The sequence below is a fragment of the Shinella pollutisoli genome (assembly GCF_024609765.1).
GTDB classification, from domain to species: Bacteria; Pseudomonadota; Alphaproteobacteria; order Rhizobiales; family Rhizobiaceae; genus Shinella; species Shinella pollutisoli.
Map to the genome: position 1 here is coordinate 50,256 of NZ_JANFDG010000025.1, position 22,106 is coordinate 72,361.

The window sequence follows — 22,106 nt, forward strand, 5'->3', positions numbered from 1 at the left end:
GGCGGCAGCCGGATGAGGGGCAAGAACGAGGAGAAACCCGTTCATCGGGAGAGACGAGATGAAGAAAGACCGCATCCACCTGTTCGACACGACGCTGCGCGACGGCCAGCAGACGCCGGGCATCGACTTCTCCGTCGAGGACAAGATCGCCATCGCCGCCATGCTGGACGAGTTCGGGCTCGACTATGTCGAGGGCGGCTATCCGGGCGCGAACCCGACGGACACGGCCTTCTTCGCGAGGAGGCGCACGCGCCGGGCGAAGTTCGTCGCCTTCGGCATGACCAAGCGCGCCGGCATCTCCGCCTCCAACGATCCGGGGCTCGCCGCACTCCTCGATTCGCAGAGCGACGCGATCTGTCTCGTGGCGAAGAGCTGGGACTATCACGTGCGCGTGGCGCTCGGCTGCAGCAACGAGGAGAACCTCGAGAGCATTTCCGAATCGGTGAAGGCCGTCGTCGCCTCCGGCCGCGAGGCGATGGTCGACTGCGAGCACTTCTTCGACGGCTACAAGGCGAACCCCGCCTATGCGCTCGCCTGCGCGAAGGAGGCGTTCGCCGCCGGCGCCCGCTGGGTCGTGCTCTGCGACACCAACGGCGGCACGCAGCCCGCCGAGGTCCGCGATATCGTCGCCGCCGTGATCGCCGAAGGCGTGCCGGGCGGGAACCTCGGCATCCATGCGCACAACGACACCGGCCAGGCCGTCGCCAATTCGCTTGCGGCGATCGAGGCCGGCGTGCGGCAGGTGCAGGGCACGCTGAACGGCATCGGCGAGCGCTGCGGCAACGCCAATCTCGTCACGCTGATCCCGACGCTTGCGCTGAAGCCGGTCTATGCCGATCGCTTCGAGACGGGCATCGATGCGGAGAGGCTCGCAAGCCTCACCAAGCTCGCCCACACCTTCGACGAGCTGCTCAACCGCTCGCCGGACCACCAGGCCCCCTATGTCGGCGTCTCCGCCTTCGCCACCAAGGCCGGCATCCACGCCTCGGCGCTGCTCAAGGACCCGCGCACCTACGAGCACGTGACGCCGGAAAGCGTCGGCAACCTGCGCAAGGTCATGGTCTCCGACCAGGGCGGCAAGGCGAACTTCATCAACGCGCTGAAGCTGCGCGGCATCGACGTGAAGAAGGACGACCCGAAGCTCGACCGGCTGATCCAGATCGTCAAGGAGCGCGAGGCGACCGGCTATGCCTACGAGGGGGCGGACGCGAGCTTCGCGCTGCTCGCCTACCGCACGCTCGGCAGCGTGCCGGACTTCTTCCACGTCGACAGTTTCCGCGTCATGGTCGAGCGCCGCTACGACGCCAACGGCCAGCTCAAGACGGTCTCGGAGGCGGTGGTGAAGATCGTGGTCGACGGCGAGACGATGATGTCGGTCGCGGAGGGCCACGGCCCCGTCAACGCGCTCGACCTGGCGCTGCGCAAGGACCTCGGCCGCTACCAGGCCGAGATCGCCGACCTGGAGCTCGCCGACTACAAGGTGCGCATCCTCAACGGCGGCACCGAGGCGATCACCCGCGTGCTGATCGAATCGACCGACGACAGCGGCGCCCGCTGGTGGACCGTCGGCGTCTCCGACAACATCATCGACGCGTCCTTCCAGGCGCTGATGGATTCCATCGTCTACAAGCTCCTGAAGAACCGCGGCGAGGCGGGACGCGTGGCGGCGGAGTAGGGCGATAACGTTCAGCCCCGCCCGACCATCATTTCACCCGAATGAATTGGTGCATTCATTTCCGTTGGGGTACCACGGCGGGATATCCTCGAAATGACGGGAAAAGGGCCGATGGCCGACGAGAACACCTCCAGCGGGCTGCAGAACGGCGATTCGCCGCGCGGCTTCGCCTTCGCGCTGACGGCCTATCTGCTCTGGGGTTTCCTGCCCTTCTTCATGAAGGCGGTGGCGCATATCCCGGCGGCGGAGGTGGTGGCGCACCGCATCGTCTGGTCCGTGCCGGTCGCGGGCCTGGTGCTGGTGTGGTTCGGGCGCACCGGCGACATCAAGGCGGCGCTGCGCTCGCCGCGCATGCTGGCGATGGCGACGCTGACGGCCGTGCTCATCACCGTCAACTGGGGCATCTACGTCTGGGCGATCGCCGCCGACCGGGCGATCGAGACGGCGCTCGGCTATTACATCAACCCGCTCTTCTCGATCTTCCTCGGCGCCGTGCTCCTCAAGGAGAAGCCGAACCGCGCGCAGACCGTGGCGATCGCGCTTGCGGCGGCCGCCGTCGCCATCCTCGCCTTCGACGCCGGCGGCCTGCCCTGGGTGTCGATCGGGCTCTGCATCTCGTGGGGCTTCTACGCCTTCTTCCGCAAGACGCTGCCCGTCGGCCCGAACCAGGGCTTCTTCCTGGAGGTGCTGCTGCTCAGCGTGCCCGCCCTCGGCTACATCGTCTGGCTGGAGGCGAGCGGGCAGGGCCATTTCGGCGATACGGGGCCGGTCGACATGCTGCTGCTGCTCTCCTGCGGCCTCGTGACGGCGGTGCCGCTGATGATCTACGCCAACGGCGCCAAGCTGCTCAGGCTGTCGACCATCGGCATCATGCAGTACATCGCCCCGACGATGATCTTCATCATCGCCGTCTTCGCCTTCGGCGAGCCCTTCGGCACGACGAAGCTCATCGCCTTCCTCTTCATCTGGGCCGCCCTGTTCCTCTATTCCGGTTCCATGCTGCAGTCGGCGCGCGCGCGCCGCGCCGCGGCGCTGAAGCCGGCAGAATGAACGCGGCATTTTGATTTTCCCGTCCCCGGCGTAGAATCGCCCGCGGAGGGATTCGCCGAGTCAAGCCGACGGCGGATTCCGCGGCGGGCGCGCCTGTGGAAAAGTCTAACAGCGGGCTTAACCGCAGGGCCTCCCGCGAAGCGCTTGACCCTCCGGCGCAAACGACCCAAACAAGCGCCCTTGTGAAGCGCGAAGGGAGAGATTCGGGACGATGAACGACGCCGTGCGCAAGCTCAGCCAGCCGGTCCGCGACAGCGCGGAGCCGCATCATCGCGAGGCCCCGAACAACGTCGAGGCGGAGCAGGCGCTGCTCGGCGCCATCCTCGTCAACAACGACGCCTATTACCGCGTCTCCGACTTCCTGAAGCCGATCCATTTCCACGAGCCGCTGCACCGCAGGATCTTCGAGCTCGCCGGCGACACGATCCGCATGGGCAAGATCGCCACGACCATCACGCTGAAGACGCACCTGCCGGCCGACGGCAAGGTCGGCGACCTGACGATCCCGCAATATCTCGCGCGCCTCGCCGCGGAAGCCGTGACGATCATCAACGCCGAGGACTACGGCCGGGCGATCTACGATCTGGCGCTGCGCCGCTCGCTGATCACCATCGGCGAGGACATGGTCAACATCGCCTATGACGCGCCGCTCGACATGCCGCCGCAGAACCAGATCGAGGACGCCGAGCGCCGCCTGTTCGAGCTCGCCGAGACCGGCCGCTACGACGGCGGCTTCCAGTCCTTCAACGACGCGGTGGCGCTGGCGATCGACATGGCGGGCGCCGCCTTCGAGCGCGACGGGCATCTTTCCGGCATCTCCACCGGCATCCATTCGCTCGACAGCAAGATGGGCGGCCTGCAGCGCTCGGACCTGATCATCCTCGCCGGCCGTCCCGGCATGGGCAAGACGTCGCTTGCCACCAACATCGCCTACAACATCGCCGCCTCCTACGAGCCGGAGGTGCAGGCGGACGGCTCCTTCAAGGCGAAGAACGGCGGCGTCGTCGGCTTCTATTCGCTGGAAATGTCGTCGGAGCAGCTCGCCACCCGCATCATCTCCGAGCAGACGGAGGTCTCCTCCTCGAAGATCCGGCGCGGCGACATCTCCGAGGCCGATTTCGAGAAGCTCGTCGCCTGCTCGCAGATGATGCAGAAGGTGCCGCTCTACATCGACCAGACCGGCGGCATCTCGATCGCCCAGCTCGCCGCCCGCGCCCGCCGCCTGAAGCGCCAGCGCGGCCTCGACGTGCTGGTGGTCGACTACGTGCAGCTGATGACCGGCTCGAAGAAGGCGGGCGAGAACCGCGTGCAGGAGATCACCGAGATCACCACGGGCCTGAAGGCGCTCGGCAAGGAGCTGAACGTGCCGATCATCGCGCTCTCGCAGCTCTCGCGCGCGGTGGAAAGCCGCGAGGACAAGCGCCCGCAGCTCTCGGACCTGCGCGAATCCGGCTCGATCGAGCAGGACGCCGACGTGGTGCTCTTCGTGTTCCGCGAGGAATATTACGTGAAGAACCAGGAGCCGCGCGACGAGTTCGACCCGAAATACGAAGAGTGGAAGATGCAGTTCGAGAAGGTGAAGGGCACCGCGGACGTCATCATCGCCAAGCAGCGCCACGGGCCTACCGGCACGGTCAAGCTCGCCTTCCAGTCGGAGTTCACCCGCTTCAGCGACCTCGCCGACCCGTCCTTCACGCAATACGAGCATTGAGGGGCGTACGATACGCCGCCCTACATCCGCGCGATGATCTCCGGCTCGCCCTCGCGGTCGACCTGGCTTGCCCAGTGGTCGAGCAGGGTGGAGACGACCTCCTCCGGCTCGTCGATGACGAGCGGCTGGACGAGGTGGGCGGTGTGGATGAAGCCCTCGTCGGCCATGTGGCGGATCAGCTTCAGCATCGGATCCCAGAAGCCGCCGATATTGGCGAAGATCATCGGCTTGCGGTGGCGGCCGAGCTGCGCCCAGGTCATGACCTCGACGATCTCCTCCAGCGTGCCGATGCCGCCGGGCAGCGCCACGAAGGCGTCGGACCGGTCGAACATGCGGTGCTTGCGCTCGTGCATGTCGGGGGTGACGATCAGTTCGCTCAGCTGGCCGAGCGAATGCCGTGTGGCCTCCATATCCACGAGGAATTGCGGTATGATGCCGGTCACGCGGCCGCCGTTCGACAGCACGCCGCTCGCCACGGCCCCCATGATGCCCTTCGTGCCGCCGCCGTAGACGAGGCGCAGGTGGTTCTCGGCCATCGCCTTGCCGAGTCGGCGCCCGGCCGCGACATAGTCGGAATCGCGGCCCGGCTGGGAGCCGCAGTAAACGCAGACGGATCGAATCGGCATGGTTTGTTCGTTCATGGCCGGATTCAGCCATCGGGGTACGGGGCCGTCAAGGATAATGACGGAAAAAGCGCCGCAGGGCCGGCGCTTCCCCTCCCGGCAGCTTGTGCGGACCCTTGGGAAACGCTAGCAATTTCGGGAGGGATCGCCCGGGAATCCGGGAACGGAGAAAGAGTTGACGATGAAGAACAAAACGGGTCTCGTGGCCTTGGTCGTGCTGGCGGCGGCGACATTGCTGATGGTTTTCTTCGTGCTGCCGAACATGAACCGGCAGAAGCCGGCCGAGACGCCCGCCGCGACCGGCACCGAGGCCGCCGCCGAGGGCGGCGAGACGAAGACGGCCGACGGCAAGCAGGCGCGCAGCACGCAGGCCGGGGGAGAAGCGGCGACGCAGCCCGAGGCAGGCTCCGCCGCGGACGCGACGCCGCAGGCGGCCGAGGCCGAGCAGGACGCCGCCCGGACGGAAGCCGCCCAGACGGAAACGGCACAGGCGGAAGACGGCGCGGCCGCTGCCGATGAGCCCGCGACACGGGAGGCGGCAGGCCAGGAAACGGCGGCTGCGGACGCTGCGGCCGGGGATGCCACTGCCGGCGCGGCGTCGGCCGATCCGGCGGCCGGCTGGGTCACGCCCGCCTTCGATCTTCTGCGCGTCGAGCCGGACGGGTCCACCGTCATCGCCGGCCGCGCCCAGCCGAACACCAGGGTCGAGATCCGCGACGGCGAGACGGTGATCGCGACGGCCGACGTCGGCCCGTCCGGCGACTTCGCCGCCGTCTTCGACCAGCCGTTGAAGGCCGGCGACTACCAGCTGACGCTGAACGCCAGCGACGGCAAGGGCGCCTCCAAGGCCTCCGAGGAGGTGGCGACCGTTTCCGTGCCGACGGACGCGGGCGGTGAGGTGCTCGCCATGGTCTCCGAGCCGGGCGCCGCAAGCCGCCTGATCACCGTGCCGGACGACGCCGGCGCCTCCGCCGCGGCGGAGGAGAAGCCCGCGGACGAGCCGGTCGCCGAGACGGCGGCGGCCTCCTCCGAGGCCGGCACCGCCGCCGGGGAGAGCGCGGCCGCGGCCGCCACGGCGGAAGAGGGCGGCGCGGCGACGACTGCCGGCGATACGCCGGCGACGCAAGGCGCCGCGACCGCCGATGCCGCCTCCGGCGTGGCCGGGAAGGCGGCGCAGGTGCGCGTCGCCGCGGTGGAGCTCGAGGGCGACCGCATGTTCGTCGCCGGCAATGCCCGGCCCGGCGCGCTCGTGCGCATCTATGCCGGCGACCGGCTGGTCGGCGAGGCGAAGGCGGACGAGGGCGGCCGCTTCGTTGTCGACGGACGGATCGACCTTGCGGTCGGCCGCCACACCATCCGCGCCGACGTGATGGCGGCGGACGGCAGCCGGGTGGAGCTGCGCGCCTCCGTGCCCTTCGACCGGCCGGAAGGCGAGCAGGTGGCCGTGGTCGCCCAGGACGATCCGGCATCGGCCCAGGCGACGCCGGCGCTCGGCCTCGTCGGCGGCGGCACCTTCGACAGGCTGAGAAGCGAGGCCGCCAAGGCGCTCGGGCTGCTAAAGGGGCTCTTCGCCGAGGGCCGCCTGCCGACGGCCGAGGAACTGGCCGCCGCCCGCTCGGCGACGGAGATCGCGCTGAAGTCGCTCGCCGAGTTCAAGCCCGGCGCCGAGGAGGGCGAGGTCGCCCGCGACATGTCCGCCAGGGCCTCCGCCGCGGCCGCCGACGCGCTCGCCCGGCTGCAGGCCCTGCCGAACGACGCCGTCGGCGTCGGCGCGGCGCTCGGCTCCATCGAGACGGCCGTGGCCGCGGCGCTTGCGCCCGCCATCGAGACGGCGGAAGGCGCCGCCGTGGCAAACGACACGCAGGCCGCCCCCGCCGAGGCCGCCGCCGAGACGCAGACGGCGTCGGACGACGCGGCCCCGGCGACGGACGGCGTCGTCGCGGCGACCCCGTCGCAGACGGCGGACGGCGGCGCGGCCGCCGACACCCAGGCCGCGGCCTCGGGGAGCGCCGGCGACACGGCGGCCGGCACCGAGGAAGGGGCCGCCGCCGCGGACGCGGGCGCTGCCGCTGCCGGCACCGGGGGTGCCGCCGCCGCGGTGGAAGGCGGGCAGGCCGCTGCCGGCACCGAGGGGGTTGCCGCCGCGGCGGAAGGCGGGCAGGCCGCGGCCGGGGAGCCGGAGACCGTCGAGCAGGCACCGCTCCAGCAGAGCAAGACCTCGGTGATCATCCGCCGCGGCGACACGCTCTGGCAGATCTCGCGGCGCATCTACGGCAAGGGCGTGCGCTACACGACGATCTACCTCGCCAACCAGGACCAGATCCACGATCCGGACCGGATCATCCCCGGCCAGGTCTTCGGCGTGCCGGACCAGGCGACCGAATCGGACGCCGACGCCGAGGCGCTGCACCGCAGGCACCTGCGCGGCGAATGACCCGCACTTTTTCCGCCGCGGCCGGTTGCGAAACCGGTCGCGCGGACCTATCTCCGGCATGCGGCGCTCCCCGGGGCGCCGCATTTTCATTGCAGGCAGGACGGCAATTCCGGCAAAGGCGCGTAAGCGGTTTTGCCTCCGGAATTGCGTAGAGCAGGACGACAGAGGCGCGCGTGGCAACAGACACGAACAGGACGGTATCGGCCGACAGCAGCAATCCGTTGCGCACCATCGTCAACCTCTGGCCCTACATGTGGCCGTCCGACCGGGCGGACCTGAAGATGCGGGTCGTCTGGGCGACGGTGTTCCTCATCGCCTCCAAGGTCGTGCTGCTGCTGGTGCCCTATTTCTTCAAATGGGCGACGGACGCGCTGACGGGCAGGGCGGACGTGCTCCTGCCGGCCTTCCTCGCCGGCGCCGTCATGCTGGTCTTCGCCTACAACGCCGCGCGCATCCTGCAGGCGGGGCTGAACCAGTTGCGCGACGCGCTCTTCGCCAGCGTCGGCCAGTACGCCGTGCGCCAGCTCGCCTACCGCACCTTCGTCCACCTGCACCGCCTGTCGCTGCGCTTCCACCTGGAGCGGCGCACCGGCGGGCTCTCGCGCGTCATCGAGCGCGGCACGAAGGGCATCGAGACCATCGTCCGCTTCACCATCCTCAACAGCGTGCCGACGCTGATCGAGTTCCTGCTGACGGCGGCGATCTTCTGGTGGGGCTACGGCTTCGCCTATCTCGCGGTCACGGCGGTCACCGTCTGGCTCTATATCTGGTTCACCGTCAGGGCGAGCGACTGGCGCATCTCCATCCGCCGCGCCATGAACGACAGCGACACCGAGGCCAACACCAAGGCGATCGACTCGCTCCTCAATTTCGAGACGGTGAAATATTTCGGCAACGAGGAGATGGAGGCCCGCCGCTTCGACCAGTCGATGGCGCGCTACGAGAAGGCGGCGACCGAGGTCTGGACCTCGCTCGGCTGGCTGAACTTCGGCCAGGCGGTGATCTTCGGCGCCGGCATGGCGGCGATGATGGCGATGTCGGCGTTGGCCGTCCAGCGCGGCGAGCAGACGGTCGGCGACTTCGTCTTCATCAACGCCATGCTGATCCAGCTCGCCATCCCGCTCAACTTCATCGGCTTCGTCTATCGCGAGATCCGCCAGGGACTGACCGACATCGAGCAGATGTTCGCTCTCCTCGAGGTGGAGGAGGAGGTGCAGGACCGGCCGGGCGCGCCCGACCTCGTCGTCACCGACGGCGCCATCGTCTTCAGGGACGTGCATTTCGCCTACGATCCGGCGCGCCCCATCCTCAAGGGCGTGAGCTTCGAGGTGCCGGCGGGCCGCACGGTGGCGGTGGTCGGCCCGTCGGGTGCCGGCAAGTCGACGCTGTCGCGCCTGCTCTACCGCTTCTACGACGTGCAGCAGGGGACGATCACCGTCGACGGGCAGGACGTGCGCGACGTCACGCAGAAGAGCCTGCGCAGCGCCATCGGCATGGTGCCGCAAGACACCGTGCTCTTCAACGACACGATCGCCTACAACATCCGCTACGGCCGCCCGGGCGCGAGCGACGCGGATGTGGCAGCCGCCGCCGAGGCCGCGCAGATCGGCAGCTTCATCCGCCACCTGCCGGAGGGTTTTTCCGCGATGGTCGGCGAGCGGGGCTTGAAACTTTCGGGCGGCGAGAAGCAGCGCGTGGCGATCGCCCGCACGATCCTGAAGAGCCCGCCGATCCTCATCCTCGACGAGGCGACCTCGGCGCTCGATACCCGCACCGAGCAGGAGATCCAGGCGGCCCTCGACGTGGTGTCGCGCAACCGCACGACGCTCGTCATCGCCCACCGGCTCTCCACCGTGGTCTCGGCCGACGAGATCATCGTGCTGAAGGACGGCATGATCGCCGAGCGCGGCACCCATGGCGAGCTGCTGCAGCGCGAGGACGGCCTCTACGCCTCGATGTGGAACCGCCAGCGCGAGGCCGTGCAGGCCGAGGAGCGGCTGCAGGCGGTGCGCGAGAGCGACGAGCTGGGCATGGTGGTGCGCCATCCGGCCGCCGGAGAGTGAGCGAATTGCGAATGGCGGATAGCGAATAGTGATCGGAGTTTTGCCGCTATTCGCCATTCGCTACTCGCCATTCGCGCCATTTCGCGCTAACCCATCCCCCCGACGTCAAGGAGACACCCGAAGATGAGTTTGGTCGATACGATCCGCAGCACCCTGGTCCCGATCCATCGGGAAGGCTGGAAGTTCGTGGCCGGCTTCTTCCTCGCCTCGCTGGTGCTGGGGCTCCTGTGGAAGCCGCTGATGTGGATCGGCTTCGTGCTGACGGTCTGGTGCGCCTATTTCTTCCGCGATCCCGAGCGCTTCACGCCGCAGGACGACGACCTCGCCGTCAGCCCGGCCGACGGGCGCGTCTCGGCGGTGGGGCTGGTGACGCCGCCGGTCGAGCTGGAGCTCGGCGCCGAGCCGATGCTGCGCATCTCCGTCTTCATGAACGTCTTCAACTGCCATGTGAACCGGGCGCCGATGCGCGGCCGCGTCTCCTGGGTCTCCTACCGCCCGGGAAAATTCCTCAACGCCGATCTCGACAAGGCGAGCGAGGAGAACGAGCGCAACGGCATCGTCATCGACACCGCGCACGGCTCGATCGGCGTCGTGCAGATCGCCGGCCTCGTCGCCCGCCGCATCCTGTGCTGGACGTCGATCAACACGCATCTGGAGGCCGGCGAGCGCTTCGGCCTCATCCGCTTCGGCTCGCGCCTCGACGTGTTCCTGCCGGCCGGAGCCCAGCCGCGCGTCACCGTCGGCCAGACGGCGATCGCCGGCGAGACGGTGCTCGCGGAGTTCAAGTCGGACAAGGGGCCGGTGGTCAGCCGCCGCGGTTGACATGAGGGCCGGTTGACATGAGGGGTAGGGCGACGTAGCGAGGAACGATGGAAACGCCATTTCCGCCCTATGAGCCGAACGGATCGAACCACGAGGCCCGTGGGCCGCGCCTCAGGGAAATCCCGCTGAGGCTGCTCGTTCCGAACGTCATCACCGTGCTTGCCATCTGCGCCGGGCTCACCGGCGTGCGGCTCGCCTTCGAGAACCGCTATGAGCTCGCCGTCGGCATGGTGCTGCTCGCCGCCTTCCTCGACGGCATCGACGGCCGCGTCGCGCGCCTCCTGAAGGCGACGTCGAAATTCGGCGGGCAGATGGATTCGCTCGCCGACATCGTCAATTTCGGCGTCGCGCCCGCGCTGGTGCTCTACGTCTTCATCCTCGACCAGGCCCGCTCCTTCGGCTGGATCGCCGCGCTGATCTACGCGATCGCCGCCGGCCTCCGGCTCGCCCGCTTCAACGTCATGTCGGAACGGGAGACGAAGGCGAGCTGGCAGACGGAATATTTCGTCGGCGTGCCGGCGCCGGCGGGCGCCATGCTGGTGCTGCTGCCGGTCTATGTCGGCTTCCTCGGGCTGGCGCCCTCCGCCGCCTTCGCCTATCTCGCCTCCGCCTATACGGTCCTCATCGGCTTCCTCTTGGTGAGCCGCCTGCCGGTCTGGTCCGGCAAGTCGGAGGGAAGCCGCATCCGCCGCGATCTCGTGCTGCCCGGCATCCTGCTCGTCGTGCTCTATGTCGCGACCCTGATGAGCTTCACCTGGGAGACGATGGTGGTGACGGTCGCCGCCTATCTCGCGAGCCTGCCCTTCGGCGCGCGCTCCTGGCAGAAAAAGTACGGCGGCTGGACCGCGCCGCCCGCCACCTCCACCGCAAGCGAATTCCCCGAGGAGAACGACGGCGCCTGAGGCGCTTCGCGTTCCTTGCGAATACAATTTTGGAAAGCCCCGTCCATGCCCCGGACGGGGCTTGATTTTTCGCATGCGTTCCACTAAGTAGCGAGCAAATAGATAGCAAGCTAATAATAATGGAGCCTATGCGATGAGTGCGACCCCGCCGCGCGATCGCCTTCTCGACGATCTCTCCCGCGTCCAGCGCAAGATGCGCGCGCTGTTCGACGCGCGGGTGAAGGAGCAGGGGCTGACGCTGCCGCGCGCCCGCGCGCTGCTCGTGCTGGGCCGCGGCGCGGCCCTCAACCAGCGCGAGCTCGCCGAGGAGCTCGACATCGAGACGCCGACGCTGGTGCGCCTGCTCGACGGCATGGAGAAGCAGGGCTTCATCGAGCGCCACGCGGTCGAGGGCGACCGGCGGGTGAAGCAGATCGTGCTGACGCCGCACGGCACGCACATGGCCGGCGGCGTGCGCGATCTCGCCCGGTCGCTGCGCGGCGACATCCTCCAGGGCGTCTCCGCCGAGGACATGGCGACGGTCGTGAAGGTCTTCGCCGCCATGTCGGACAACATCGCCCATGCCTGCCGGGAGAGCGTCGTCCTATGAGCGCCGTGCCCGCCGTCACCGGGGAAGGGGACGAGGCGCCGGCGGCCGCATCCGCCCCTCCGCCCGCGCCCATGCCGCCGCGAAGGGCCGCCGCCTATATCGCCGCCTCGACGCTGCTCGCCATGACGCAGGGGTTCGGCATGAACCTCGTGGCGGCGAACATCCCGCAGCTCCAGGGCCCGCTCGGCGCCACCGGCACGGAGGCGCTCTGGCTCGTCGCCGCCTACATGGCGCCGAACGCCTCGCTCTCGCTCGCCCTCATCAAGATCCGCAACCAGTACGGCCTTCGCCATTTCGCCGAGCTCGGCATCGCCGTCTTCCTCGTCGTCTCGGTGCTGCACGTCTTCGCGACCGATCTCGGCTCGGCGATCGTGCTGCGCTTCTTCGCCGGCATCGCCGCCGCGCCGATGTCCTCGCTCGGCTTCCTCTACATGCTGGAGGCCTTCGGGCCGGCGCGCAAGCTGACGGTCGGCCTGTCGCTGGCGCTCACCAATATCGGCCTCGCCGCGCCGCTCACCCGGCTCGTCTCGCCGCCGCTGATCGACATGGGCGGCGTGCCGGCGCTGTTCCACTTCGAGATCGCGCTCGCCATGCTCTCCTTCGGCGCGATCTACCTCTTGCCGCTGACGGCGCCGCCGCGCGTGAAGGTGATCGAGCTGCTCGACATCCCGAGCTACCTGCTGATCGCGATCGGCTTCGGGGCCGGCGCCGTCGTCCTCGTCACCGGCCGGCAATACTGGTGGACGGAGGCGCCGTGGATCGGCGTCGCCCTCGTCGTCATGATCGCCGCGCTGACGGCCGCCGCGGCAATCGAGCTCAACCGCAGGACGCCGCTCGTCGACCTGCGCTGGCTGACGAGCCCGGAGGTGCTTCACTTCGCGGCAGTGCTCATCGTCTTCCGCCTGATCCTCGCCGAGCAGACGGCGGTCGCCGGCAATTTCTTCCAGGTCATCGGCCTGTAGAACGAGCAGCTGACCGGCCTCTACGGCGTCGTGGCGCTGGCGACGGCGGCGGGCGGGCTGTTCTGCGCCGCCGTCATGAAGCCCGGCCGCGAGCCCGGCATCCACATGCTGGCGCTCCTGCTGATCGCCGCCGGCGCCTGGCTCGACAGCCGCGCGACGAGCCTCACCCGGCCGGAGCAGATGTATGCGAGCCAGGCGATGATCGCCGCCGGCGGCAGCCTGTTCCTGCCGCCCGCCATCGCCTCCGGCTTCACGCTGGCACTGAGGAAGGGGCCGCAATACATCCTGAGCTTCATCGTCGTCTTCCTGCTGACGCAGAGCCTCGGCGGGCTGGCGGGCTCGGCGGTGTTCGGCTCCTTCATCACGCTGCGCGAGAAGTTCCATTCCAACATCCTCGCAAGCTCGCTCACGCTCTCCGACCCGCTCGTCGCCGCCCGCGTCTCGCAGCTCTCCGGCGCCTACGGCCGCACCATCGCCGACCCGGCGCTGCTGCAGGCCGAGGGCGTCACGCTGCTCGGCCAGCAGGTGACGCGCGAGGCGAACGTGCTCGCCCACAACGACGCCTTTCTGCTCATCGCGCTGCTGTCGGCCGCGGCGGCGGCGGCACTCGTCGTCCACATCCTCGTCCTTCGCATCAGAGAGGCCAGAGCCCGCCCGGCGGGCGAAGCGGCCGCACAAGGTTGATCCCATGCAGAAATACGTCCGCAACACCGCGACGGCGCTCGCCGTCGCCCTCGGCCTCGCCGGCATCGGCGCCGTCCTCTACACGTGGCGGCTGCCGCCCTTCTCGAGCGCCGTCGAGACCACCGACAACGCCTATGTCCGCGGCTACGTCACCCTGATCAGCCCGCAGCTTTCGGGCTACGTGACGGAGGTTCCGGTCAAGGACTACGAGACCGTGAGGAAGGGCGACGTGCTCGCAAGGCTCGACGACCGCATCTATCGCCAGAAGGTCGAGCAGGCGCGGGCGACGCTCGCCAGCCAGCAGGCCGCGCTCGCCAATTCCGAAGAGCAGCAGAAGGCGGCCGAGGCGCGCATCGCCGCGAGCGCGGCGGCGGTCGACAGCGCCCGCTTCGCCCGCCTCCGGGCGGAGGAGAACTGGAACCGCGTCGAGACCCTGTCGAAGAAGGGCATCGTCGCCGAGAGCGACCGCGAGCAGGGCCGCACCACGCTCGACCAGGCGAAGGCGGCGCTCGCGCAGGCCGAGGCGGCGCTGGAGGTCTCGCGGCAGGACCTGCAGACGCTCATCGTCGGGCGCGATTCGCTGCGCGCGGCGGTGGCGGGCGCGGAGGCCGCCGTGCGGCTCGCCGAGATCGACCTGTCGAACACCGTCGTCACCGCGCCGCGCGACGGCACGGTCGGCGAGGTCGGCGTCAAGCTCGGCCAGTACGTCGCCGCCGGCAGCCAGCTGATGGCCGTCGTGCCGGCGGAGACCTGGGTGATCGCCAATTTCAAGGAGACGCAGCTCGCCCATATCCGGCCGGGCCAGAAGGTGGTCGTCACCGTCGACGCGCTCGGCCATGCCGCGCTTGCCGGCCATGTCGAGCGCTTCTCGCCGGCCGCCGGCTCCGAGTTCAGCGTCATCCGCCCCGACAATGCCACCGGCAACTTCACCAAGGTCGCCCAGCGCGTGCCGGTGCGCATCGCCGTGGACGAGGGCCAGGCGCTGGCGCAACGCCTCGCGCCGGGCCTGTCGGTCGAGGTGACGACGGTGGTGGAATAGCAGCCCGACCCGGCATTCTCCTGCCTCTCCCGTGATCTAGGGTAGGGCTATCGCCTGTGGTTCTTGCCCCTCACTCCTAGCCCTCTCCCCGCAAGCGGGGAGAGGGGACCTATCCTGCGAAACGGCGAAGGTTTGGGAAAGCGATGCAGTACTTTCCCTTCTCCCCGCTTGCGGGGAGAAGGTGGCCGGCAGGCCGGATGAGGGGCAAGAGCCCGCCCGTCAAGGGAGGAGGATAAGGTGCCCGCTCACTCTGGCAGGCGATAATCCAGGAGGCGGCGCTGGCGCATGTCGTAGAGCTTGCCGGTCTCGGAGAAATCCGGGGAGACGAGCGTGAGGATCGCCTCGGCCACCACCGAGGGATGCTGCACCGTCTCGGGGTCCTCGCCGGGCATCGCCTGGGCGCGCATGGCGGTGCGGGTGGCGCCGGGGTCGAGCGAGGTGATGCGCAGCGCCGTGCGCCGCGTCTCGCCGGCCCAGGTGCGCGCGAGCGCCTCGACGGCCGCCTTGGAGGCGGAGTAGGGACCCCAGAACGGCTTGCACTTGTGCGCGGCGCTGGAGGAGACGACGACGGCGCGGCCGGCGTCGGACTTCATGAGCAGCGGCTCGACCGAGCGGATCAGCCGCCACGTCGCGGTGACGTTGATCGTCATCACCTTCTCGAACACCTTCGCCTCGACATGGCCGATCGGCGAGATCGTGCCGAGCACGCCGGCATTGGCGACGAGGATGTCGAGCTTGCCCCAGCGCTCGAAGATCGAGCCGCCGAGCCTGTCGATCGCCTCCATGTCGGCGAGGTCGAAGGGCACCAGCGTCGCCGAGCCGCCTTCGGCCCTGATGGCGTCGTCGAGCTCCTCCAGCCCGCCGACGGTGCGCGCGCAGGCGATGACATGCGCGCCGGCCTTCGCCAGTTCGAGCGCGGTGAAGTAGCCGATGCCGCGCGAGGCGCCGGTGACGAGCGCGATGCGGTCCGTAAGGTCGATGCTCATGCTGTTTCGCTTATCCGTTGCTGGCCAGAACCGAGACCTTCCGTCCCATCGTCTCGCCTTCCTTGTCAAGGAGGCGCGTCGGATAGTCGCCGGTGAAGTAGTGGTCGGTGAACTGCGGGCGGGCCGGGTTGCGGTCTTCGCCGCCGACGGCGCGGTAGAGCCCGTCGATCGACAGGAACGCCAGCGAATCGGCGCCGATGTACTTCGCCATCGCCGTAACGTCGGCATACTGGTTGGCGAGCAGCTTGTCCTTGTCGGGCGTGTCGATGCCGTAGAAATCCGGGTAGAAGATCATCGGGCTCGCCACGCGGATATGCACTTCCTTGGCGCCCGCGTCGCGGATCATCTGCACGATCTTCAGCGACGTCGTGCCGCGCACGATCGAATCGTCGACGAGGATCACCCGCTTGCCGGCGATCATCGCCCGGTTGGCGGAGTGCTTCAATTTGACGCCGAAGGCGCGGATCTGCTGCGTCGGCTCGATGAAGGTGCGCCCGACATAGTGGTTGCGGATGATGCCGTATTCGAAGGGGATGCCGCTTTCCTGCGCGTAGCCGAGTGCGGCCGGCGTGCCGCCGTCCGGCACCGGCACCACCACGTCGCCCTCGACGGGGGCTTCCCTGGCGAGGTTGCGCCCCATGTTCTTGCGCGCGACATAGACGCTGCGCCCGCCGACGACCGAGTCCGGCCGTGCGAAATAGACGTATTCGAACAGGCAGAGCCGCTCCGGCTGTGCGTTGCCGGACTTGCGCTCCTCGATGGTGATCGAGCCGTCCTGCTGGATCTCGCAGATGACGATCTCGCCGTTCTCGACGTCGCGGATGTATTTCGCGCCGATGATGTCGAGCGCGCAGGTCTCCGAGCAGAAGATCGGCTTGCCGTCGAGCTCCCCCATGACGAGCGGGCGGATGCCGGTCGGGTCGCGCGCGGCGATCAGCTTGGTGCGGGTGATGCCGAGCATCGAGTAGCCGCCCTCCATCTGGCGGATGGCGTCGATGAAGCGGTCGGTGGTGGAGGTGTAGCGCGAGCGGGCGATGAGATGCAGGACGACCTCGGTGTCGGAGGTCGACTGACAGATGGCGCCGCCGGCGATGAGCTGGCGGCGCAGCGTCAGCCCGTTGGTGAAGTTGCCGTTGTGGGCGACGGCGATGCCGCCCACCTCCAGCTCGGCGAAGAGCGGCTGGACGTTTCTCAGCGCCACCTCGCCGGTGGTGGAATAGCGCGTGTGGCCGATTGCCAGCGTGCCGGGCAGCTTCGCCAGCGTCGCCGGGTTCGTGTAGTGGTCGCCGACGAGGCCCATGTGCTTCTCGGTGTGGAACTGCCGGCCGTCGAAGGAGACGATGCCGGCCGCCTCCTGGCCGCGGTGCTGGAGCGCGTGCAGGCCGAGCGCCGTCAGCGTCGCGGCGTCGGGATGGCCGAGGATGCCGAAGACGCCGCATTCCTCGTGAAGCGTGTCGCCGTCGAGGTCGTCGTCGTGATGGCCAACGGGAAACTGGAAGTCGCTCATTGCTGCAAGCCTTTGCTCGGGACGGTATGCGGGTTGCACGGGGTCTTGGCACATATGGATATGGCCCAAAGCCTTTGCCACCGAGACGCGGGAGCGTCGGTGGCGGTCGTCTTCATCCTATCAAAGAATCGAGGCGCCCGCCTTCGCCGATTCCGGCGACGTGTCGCATCCCGTCCAGTCTCATCCGTTCGTCGCCGGCTCCTCGTCGGCGGGCGTCTGCTCGGTGCCGCCGGTGCCGGCGTCCGGGTCCTCGGTGCCGGCGGCGGGCTTGCCGCGCAGGCGGTCGAGGATCGTCGCGTCCGCGTCCTCGGGAAGCAGCGCCACCAGGCGCGCGCCGAGATTGTCGAGGAGCGGCTTCGACTTGGCGGTCGTCACCCAGGAGGGCTGCTGCTGCGGGGCGACCAGCCAGTTGAAGAACAGCATGGCGACGACGACGAGCAGGATGCCGCGTGCGGCGCCGAACAGGAAGCCGAGCGTGCGGTCGAGCGCGCCGATGCGGCTGTCGATGATGAAGTCGGCAATCCGCATGGTGATGAAGGAGATGACGATCAGCGCGACCAGGAAGACGGCCGCCGCCGAGCCGACCATCGCCACCGTGTCGCTGGTCGTGTAGTCCTTCGCGTAGGGCAGGAGCACGGGATAGAGGAAATAGGCGGCGGCGGCCGCGCCCACCCAGCTCGCCACGGAGAGCACCTCGCGCGAGAAACCGCGCACCATCGCCAGCACGGCGGAGAACAGCGCGACGCCGATGACTATACCGTCGAGAATCGTGATGGGCATGTTCGTCCTAACTCCAAACCGGTATCCGCCGGCGCGCGGCGTCAATCGTCCCCGTCGTCCCGCGTGAAAGCGCTCCTCGAACCGGCGATGCGCGCGACCAGATCCGGCAGGCTGTCGATCTCGCTCCAGCGGCCGCCAGCGCCTTTCGGCAGGTCGGCGGAACCGGCGGGCAGCACGGCCTGCGAAAATCCCAGCTTTTCCGCCTCCTTGAGGCGCTGGGCGGTGTGCGCAACCGGTCGGACGGCGCCCGACAGGCTGACCTCGCCGAAATAGACGCAATCGGCCGGAAGGGCAAGACCGGCAAGCGAGGAAACGAGCGCGGAGGCGACGGCGAGGTCGGCGGCCGGCTCCGAGATGCGGTAGCCGCCGGCGACGTTGAGATAGACGTCGTGGCTCCCGAGCCTCACGCCGCAATGGGCCTCCAGCACCGCGAGGATCATCGAGAGCCTCGCCGAATCCCAGCCGACGACGGCGCGGCGCGGCGTGCCGAGCGAGGTCGGCGCCACCAGCGCCTGCACCTCGACCAGCACCGGCCGCGTGCCCTCCATGCCGGCGAAGACGGCGGCTCCGGGGGATTTCTCGTTGCGCTCGCCGAGGAAGAGCTCGGACGGGTTGGAGACCTCGCGCAGGCCCTTGTCGGACATCTCGAAGACGCCGATCTCGTCGGTCGGGCCGAAGCGGTTCTTGACGGTGCGCAGGATCCGGTAGTGATGGCCGCGGTCGCCCTCGAAATAGAGGACGGCGTCGACCATGTGCTCGACGACGCGCGGGCCGGCGATCTGGCCTTCCTTGGTGACGTGGCCGACGAGCACCATCGCCGCGCCCGTCTGCTTGGCGAAGCGGATCATCGCCTGAACGCCGGTCCTCACCTGCGTCACCGTGCCGGGCGCGGCTTCGGCCGTGTCGCTCCACAGCGTCTGGATCGAATCGATGATGACGAGGTCCGGCCGCCGGCCTTCGCCGACGGTGGCGAGGATGTCCTCCACGTTCGTCTCGGCGGCGAGCAGCACGTCGGTCTCGGCCGCCTGCAGGCGCTGGGCGCGCAGCCTCACCTGCGCCACCGCCTCCTCGCCGGAGACGTAGATGACGCGCTGGCCCTGCCGGGCAAGGGCTGCGGCCGACTGCATCAGGAGCGTCGACTTGCCGATGCCGGGGTCGCCGCCGATCAGCACGGCGGAGCCGCGCACGAAGCCGCCGCCGGTCGCCCGGTCGAGCTCGGCGATGCCGGTGTGGATACGCGGCGCCTCCTCCGTTTCGCCGGAGAGCGCCACCAGCGCCACGGGCCGGCCCTTCTTCGGCACCTTGCCGGGGCCGGCGCCGATGCCGCCCATCGGATCCTCCTCGACCACGGTGTTCCACTCGCCGCAGCCCTCGCACTTGCCGACCCAGCGGTTGTGCACGGTGCCGCAGTTCTGGCAGACGAATTGGGTGCGGGCTTTCGCCATGGGGCCTCGCTCGGGCTTAGAGGGAATCGTCGGCAAGCCCTAGCACAAAACGGGAACGAAACCCAATCCCCTCCGCTGCGATTGCCGCCCTTCGCGCGGGGGACTATGCTGAAAGAAAAAAGCGGCCGGGACCCGGCCGCGGGGCCTTCTAGGGACAGTCACGATGCGACATTGGACAGGGGCGGCGGCACTTGCGGCCGCGTTGGCGCTTGCGGCCGGCCATGCCGCGGCCGGGGAGCGGGAGGACGCGCTGCGCGAGGCGCATGCCGTGCTGCTCGGCCTTGCGACCGACGGCGAGAAGCCGGGCCACGACGGGGCCGCCGACATCTACTATTCGATCATCGACAACCCGGACGCCCCGCGCCTCGTCACCCGGCTGGAGCTGGCGCTGGAGCCCTGCCGCTCGCGCACGATCTCCGCGCTGCAGTTCCCCGGCCGCTGGGCGAACCTCACGCTCACCATCACCGATCTCGGCCGCATCGCCGCCGTCGCGGCTTACGCCTCGGTCGACGACATGATCGCCGAGACGAACGCGATTCCCTTCGACGACCCGCGCGCCGAGCAGGTGGTGCTGACGGGCGAGGGGGTCTCCTGCATGAGCCGGCTGTCGCTTGCCGGCGAGGAGCAGTCGAAGCCCACCTCCTGCGGCGACCGGCTCGACCTCGCCATGACGGACGACGAGCAGCGCGAGCGGGGTCTGAGGGCGCTGTCGGCCGTCGCCCGCCTCTGCAAGGTGGCCGTGCTCCAGCCGAGGCAAGACTAGATCGACGCCTCCTGCGGGAACTGCCGCGCGCCGCGCCGCTCGCCCTTGGGATTGGCCTCGTGCGCGCGCAGGCAGTCCTCGTCGCGGCCGATATAGTCGCGCGTCAGCGGCACCGCCTCCTGGTCGTGCACGAGCTGGAGCTGGAAGACGACGAGGTTCTGCCAGCGGAAGGCGCTTTCGGAGGCCGCGAGGTAGAATTCCCAGATGCGGCAGAAGCGTTCGTCGTAGAGCGCCTTCGCCTCCTCGCGCCGGGCCATGAAGCGCGTGCGCCAGTGGCGGAGCGTCTGGGCGTAGTGGAGCCTGAGGATCTCGATGTCGGTAATGGCGAGACCGCTCTTCTCCACCGACTGCATGATCTCCGACAGCGCCGGGATGTAGCCGCCGGGGAAGATGTACTTCTCGATGAACGGGTTGTTGGCCGCCGGCCGGTCGGTGCGGCCGATCGTGTGCAGCAGCATCACGCCGTCGCGCTTCAGGAGGGCGGCGCTCTTGCGGAAATAGGTGAGGTAGTTCGGCCGGCCGACATGCTCGAACATGCCGACCGAGACGATGCGGTCGAACGGCCCCTCGGTGTTGCGGTAGTCCTGCAGCAGGAAGGAGACCGTATCGTCGAGGCCGGCGTCGCGGGCGCGCTTCTCCGCCAGCGCATGCTGCTCGTCGGAGAGCGTGACGCCCGTCACCTTCGCGCCCATGTGGCGGGCGAGGTAGAGCGCCATGCCGCCCCAGCCGCAGCCGATGTCGAGCACCGTCTGGCCCGGCCGGTTGATGTGGAGCTTGGCGGCGATGTGGCGCTTCTTGGCGAGCTGCGCCTCGTCCAGCGTCTGGTCGGGTCGCTCGAAATAGGCGCAGGAATATTGCCGGTCCTCGTCGAGGAACAGGTCGTAGAGCGCGCCGGTGAGGTCGTAGTGGTGCTGGACGTTGCGCCGCGAGCGGACGATGCCGTTCTTCTGGCGGAACCAGCGCACGAGGTAGCGCAGCCGGTCGAGCATCCGGTTCCAGCGCGTGTCGTAGTACTTGAAGTCCGGATTGCCGGTGAAGACGGTCTCCAGCAGGTCGTACATCTCGCCCTCGACGACGTCGATGTCGCCGGTGCCGTAGTAGTGGCCGAGATAGTAGGCCGGGTCGAAGGCGAGGCCGAAGAGCGCCTTCCTCGTGTTGACGCGTATGTGGACCCGCCGGCCCTTGCGGTCCCCATAGGTTCCGGCGCTGCCGTCGGGATAGGTGATGGTCAGGTCGCCCGTCTGGACGAGGCGGGACACGAGGCTGTCGACAATGAATTTCATCCGCTGAACTCCGTCACGCAACAGCGGCGGAACGGGTCTGGTCGGAAACCGGCCCTCGGTAGCGGCCCGACCGCCAATCCAATTTAACAAAGTTAAGATAATAGCGGAAAATCGGGGATTTCAACCCGTGCTTTTTGGCCATCGGCCGGAAAAGCGGAAGGGCCGGCGATTGCCGGCCCTTCGAGTGGTCTATCAGGCTTCCTCGCCGTCGCGGTCGGCGTCCGGGTCGAAGAAGTCTTCCGGCTTCAGCGCGTCCTCGTCGACGCCGTAGATGGCGTCGGCCGACGTCAGGCTCTCGCCCTTGGCCTGGCGCTCGGCCTCGTCGGCCGAGCGGGCGACGTTGATCTCGACCTTGATCTCGACTTCCGAGTGCAGGTGCAGGACGACGGCGTGCAGGCCGATCGCCTTGATCGGCGTGTTGAGCTCGACCTGGTTGCGGCCGATGTTGAAGCCTTCGGCAGCGAGCGTCTCGACGATGTCGCGGGCGGCGACCGAACCGTAGAGCTGGCCGGTTTCGCCGGCCGAGCGGATGACGACGAAGGACTTGCCGTCGAGCTCTTCGGCGACCTTCTGGGCCTCCGACTTGCGCTCGAGGTTGCGGGCTTCGAGCGTGGCGCGCTCGGCCTCGAAGCGCTTCTTGTTGGCTTCGTTGGCGCGCAGCGCCTTGCCGAGCGGCAGCAGGTAGTTGCGGGCGAAGCCGTCGCGCACCTTCACCGTCTCGCCCATCTGGCCGAGCTTGGCGATGCGTTCGAGGAGAATGACGTCCATGGATCTTTCCTTTCGTTGAG

The 22,106-nt window shown here is 68.8% G+C and carries 17 protein-coding genes and 1 pseudogene; 11 read left to right on the forward strand and 7 right to left on the reverse strand.

What is annotated here, in order from left to right; all coding sequences use genetic code 11:
- Positions 1 to 58 precede the first annotated feature (58 nt).
- The 3 genes from cimA (at position 59) to NNZ72_RS19000 (ending at position 4,436) form a co-directional block, all read left to right on the forward strand.
- Positions 59 to 1,675: a citramalate synthase gene (gene cimA, locus NNZ72_RS18990; protein ID WP_257317101.1), complete on the forward strand. Its 1,617-nt coding sequence runs from the start codon at positions 59 to 61 to the stop codon at positions 1,673 to 1,675.
- Between the two features lie 111 nt (positions 1,676 to 1,786).
- A complete protein-coding gene (gene rarD, locus NNZ72_RS18995) occupies positions 1,787 to 2,725 on the forward strand; it encodes an EamA family transporter RarD (protein WP_257317102.1) in 939 nt (312 codons plus the stop codon).
- A gap of 211 nt (positions 2,726 to 2,936) precedes the next feature.
- Complete coding sequence (locus NNZ72_RS19000) at positions 2,937 to 4,436, forward strand: replicative DNA helicase (protein WP_257317103.1); 1,500 nt, start codon at positions 2,937 to 2,939, stop codon at positions 4,434 to 4,436.
- 20 nt (positions 4,437 to 4,456) lie between these two features.
- Here NNZ72_RS19000 and NNZ72_RS19005 read toward each other — a convergent pair whose 3' ends face one another.
- Complete coding sequence (locus NNZ72_RS19005; RefSeq protein WP_257317104.1) at positions 4,457 to 5,077, reverse strand: LOG family protein; 621 nt, start codon at positions 5,075 to 5,077, stop codon at positions 4,457 to 4,459.
- A 163-nt stretch (positions 5,078 to 5,240) separates the two neighbouring features.
- On the opposite strand from NNZ72_RS19005, the gene NNZ72_RS19010 reads away from it, so the two are divergent.
- The 7 genes and pseudogenes from NNZ72_RS19010 (at position 5,241) to NNZ72_RS19040 (ending at position 14,554) form a co-directional block, all read left to right on the forward strand.
- Positions 5,241 to 7,493, forward strand: a complete 2,253-nt coding sequence (locus NNZ72_RS19010; protein ID WP_257317105.1) for a LysM peptidoglycan-binding domain-containing protein — start codon at positions 5,241 to 5,243, stop codon at positions 7,491 to 7,493.
- 173 nt (positions 7,494 to 7,666) lie between these two features.
- Entirely contained in the window at positions 7,667 to 9,556 is a 1,890-nt protein-coding gene (locus tag NNZ72_RS19015) for an ABCB family ABC transporter ATP-binding protein/permease (RefSeq protein WP_257317106.1), read from the forward strand.
- Between the two features lie 123 nt (positions 9,557 to 9,679).
- On the forward strand, positions 9,680 to 10,378 hold the full coding sequence (locus tag NNZ72_RS19020; RefSeq protein WP_257317107.1) for a phosphatidylserine decarboxylase: 699 nt from the start codon (positions 9,680 to 9,682) through the stop codon (positions 10,376 to 10,378).
- 47 nt (positions 10,379 to 10,425) lie between these two features.
- Positions 10,426 to 11,280 (forward strand): CDP-diacylglycerol--serine O-phosphatidyltransferase, encoded by an 855-nt coding sequence (pssA, locus tag NNZ72_RS19025; protein ID WP_257317108.1) that lies wholly within the window; start codon positions 10,426 to 10,428, stop codon positions 11,278 to 11,280.
- A gap of 133 nt (positions 11,281 to 11,413) precedes the next feature.
- The gene (locus NNZ72_RS19030; RefSeq protein ID WP_257317109.1) at positions 11,414 to 11,869 is read left to right on the forward strand and encodes a MarR family winged helix-turn-helix transcriptional regulator; all 456 of its coding nucleotides are present in this window, start codon (positions 11,414 to 11,416) and stop codon (positions 11,867 to 11,869) included.
- A gap of 71 nt (positions 11,870 to 11,940) precedes the next feature.
- Positions 11,941 to 13,515, forward strand: a pseudogene (locus tag NNZ72_RS19035) (MFS transporter).
- Between the two features lie 4 nt (positions 13,516 to 13,519).
- The gene (locus tag NNZ72_RS19040) at positions 13,520 to 14,554 is read left to right on the forward strand and encodes an HlyD family secretion protein (RefSeq protein ID WP_257317110.1); all 1,035 of its coding nucleotides are present in this window, start codon (positions 13,520 to 13,522) and stop codon (positions 14,552 to 14,554) included.
- Positions 14,555 to 14,799: 245 nt separating this feature from the next.
- On the opposite strand, the gene NNZ72_RS19045 is transcribed toward NNZ72_RS19040, so the two are convergent.
- The 4 genes from NNZ72_RS19045 to radA form a co-directional block, all read right to left on the reverse strand.
- Positions 14,800 to 15,540, reverse strand: coding sequence for an SDR family NAD(P)-dependent oxidoreductase (locus NNZ72_RS19045; protein ID WP_257317111.1), 741 nt, complete (start codon positions 15,538 to 15,540; stop codon positions 14,800 to 14,802).
- Positions 15,541 to 15,550: 10 nt separating this feature from the next.
- Entirely contained in the window at positions 15,551 to 17,047 is a 1,497-nt protein-coding gene (purF, locus tag NNZ72_RS19050; protein WP_257317112.1) for an amidophosphoribosyltransferase, read from the reverse strand.
- Between the two features lie 180 nt (positions 17,048 to 17,227).
- Positions 17,228 to 17,827 (reverse strand): CvpA family protein, encoded by a 600-nt coding sequence (locus tag NNZ72_RS19055; protein ID WP_257317113.1) that lies wholly within the window; start codon positions 17,825 to 17,827, stop codon positions 17,228 to 17,230.
- 41 nt (positions 17,828 to 17,868) lie between these two features.
- Positions 17,869 to 19,272 carry a DNA repair protein RadA gene (gene radA / locus NNZ72_RS19060; RefSeq protein ID WP_257317114.1) on the reverse strand — a complete coding sequence of 468 codons (1,404 nt, stop codon included), beginning with the start codon at positions 19,270 to 19,272 and terminating at the stop codon, positions 17,869 to 17,871.
- A gap of 163 nt (positions 19,273 to 19,435) precedes the next feature.
- Here radA and NNZ72_RS19065 point away from each other — a divergent pair, with 163 nt between their 5' ends.
- Positions 19,436 to 20,035: a hypothetical protein gene (locus tag NNZ72_RS19065; RefSeq protein WP_257317115.1), complete on the forward strand. Its 600-nt coding sequence runs from the start codon at positions 19,436 to 19,438 to the stop codon at positions 20,033 to 20,035.
- On the opposite strand, the gene NNZ72_RS19070 is transcribed toward NNZ72_RS19065, so the two are convergent.
- Positions 20,032 to 21,318, reverse strand: a complete 1,287-nt coding sequence (locus NNZ72_RS19070) for a cyclopropane fatty acid synthase (protein WP_257317116.1) — start codon at positions 21,316 to 21,318, stop codon at positions 20,032 to 20,034. The genes NNZ72_RS19065 and NNZ72_RS19070 overlap by 4 nt on opposite strands.
- 192 nt (positions 21,319 to 21,510) lie before the next feature.
- Positions 21,511 to 22,086, reverse strand: a complete 576-nt coding sequence (rplI, locus tag NNZ72_RS19075) for a 50S ribosomal protein L9 (RefSeq protein WP_257317117.1) — start codon at positions 22,084 to 22,086, stop codon at positions 21,511 to 21,513.
- Between the last annotated feature and the right edge of the window lie 20 nt (positions 22,087 to 22,106).

What these genes read in the sequence shown, in the direction of transcription:
- cimA (WP_257317101.1), top strand. Translation starts at nt 59, where the DNA reads ATGAAGAAAGACCGCATCCACCTGTTCGACACGACGCTGCGCGACGGC.
- rarD (WP_257317102.1), top strand. Translation starts at nt 1,787, where the DNA reads ATGGCCGACGAGAACACCTCCAGCGGGCTGCAGAACGGCGATTCGCCG.
- NNZ72_RS19000 (WP_257317103.1), top strand. Translation starts at nt 2,937, where the DNA reads ATGAACGACGCCGTGCGCAAGCTCAGCCAGCCGGTCCGCGACAGCGCG.
- NNZ72_RS19005 (WP_257317104.1), bottom strand. Translation starts at nt 5,077, where the DNA reads ATGAACGAACAAACCATGCCGATTCGATCCGTCTGCGTTTACTGCGGC.
- NNZ72_RS19010 (WP_257317105.1), top strand. Translation starts at nt 5,241, where the DNA reads ATGAAGAACAAAACGGGTCTCGTGGCCTTGGTCGTGCTGGCGGCGGCG.
- NNZ72_RS19020 (WP_257317107.1), top strand. Translation starts at nt 9,680, where the DNA reads ATGAGTTTGGTCGATACGATCCGCAGCACCCTGGTCCCGATCCATCGG.
- pssA (WP_257317108.1), top strand. Translation starts at nt 10,426, where the DNA reads ATGGAAACGCCATTTCCGCCCTATGAGCCGAACGGATCGAACCACGAG.
- NNZ72_RS19030 (WP_257317109.1), top strand. Translation starts at nt 11,414, where the DNA reads ATGAGTGCGACCCCGCCGCGCGATCGCCTTCTCGACGATCTCTCCCGC.
- NNZ72_RS19040 (WP_257317110.1), top strand. Translation starts at nt 13,520, where the DNA reads ATGCAGAAATACGTCCGCAACACCGCGACGGCGCTCGCCGTCGCCCTC.
- NNZ72_RS19045 (WP_257317111.1), bottom strand. Translation starts at nt 15,540, where the DNA reads ATGAGCATCGACCTTACGGACCGCATCGCGCTCGTCACCGGCGCCTCG.
- purF (WP_257317112.1), bottom strand. Translation starts at nt 17,047, where the DNA reads ATGAGCGACTTCCAGTTTCCCGTTGGCCATCACGACGACGACCTCGAC.
- NNZ72_RS19055 (WP_257317113.1), bottom strand. Translation starts at nt 17,827, where the DNA reads ATGCCCATCACGATTCTCGACGGTATAGTCATCGGCGTCGCGCTGTTC.
- radA (WP_257317114.1), bottom strand. Translation starts at nt 19,272, where the DNA reads ATGGCGAAAGCCCGCACCCAATTCGTCTGCCAGAACTGCGGCACCGTG.
- NNZ72_RS19065 (WP_257317115.1), top strand. Translation starts at nt 19,436, where the DNA reads ATGCGACATTGGACAGGGGCGGCGGCACTTGCGGCCGCGTTGGCGCTT.
- NNZ72_RS19070 (WP_257317116.1), bottom strand. Translation starts at nt 21,318, where the DNA reads ATGAAATTCATTGTCGACAGCCTCGTGTCCCGCCTCGTCCAGACGGGC.
- rplI (WP_257317117.1), bottom strand. Translation starts at nt 22,086, where the DNA reads ATGGACGTCATTCTCCTCGAACGCATCGCCAAGCTCGGCCAGATGGGC.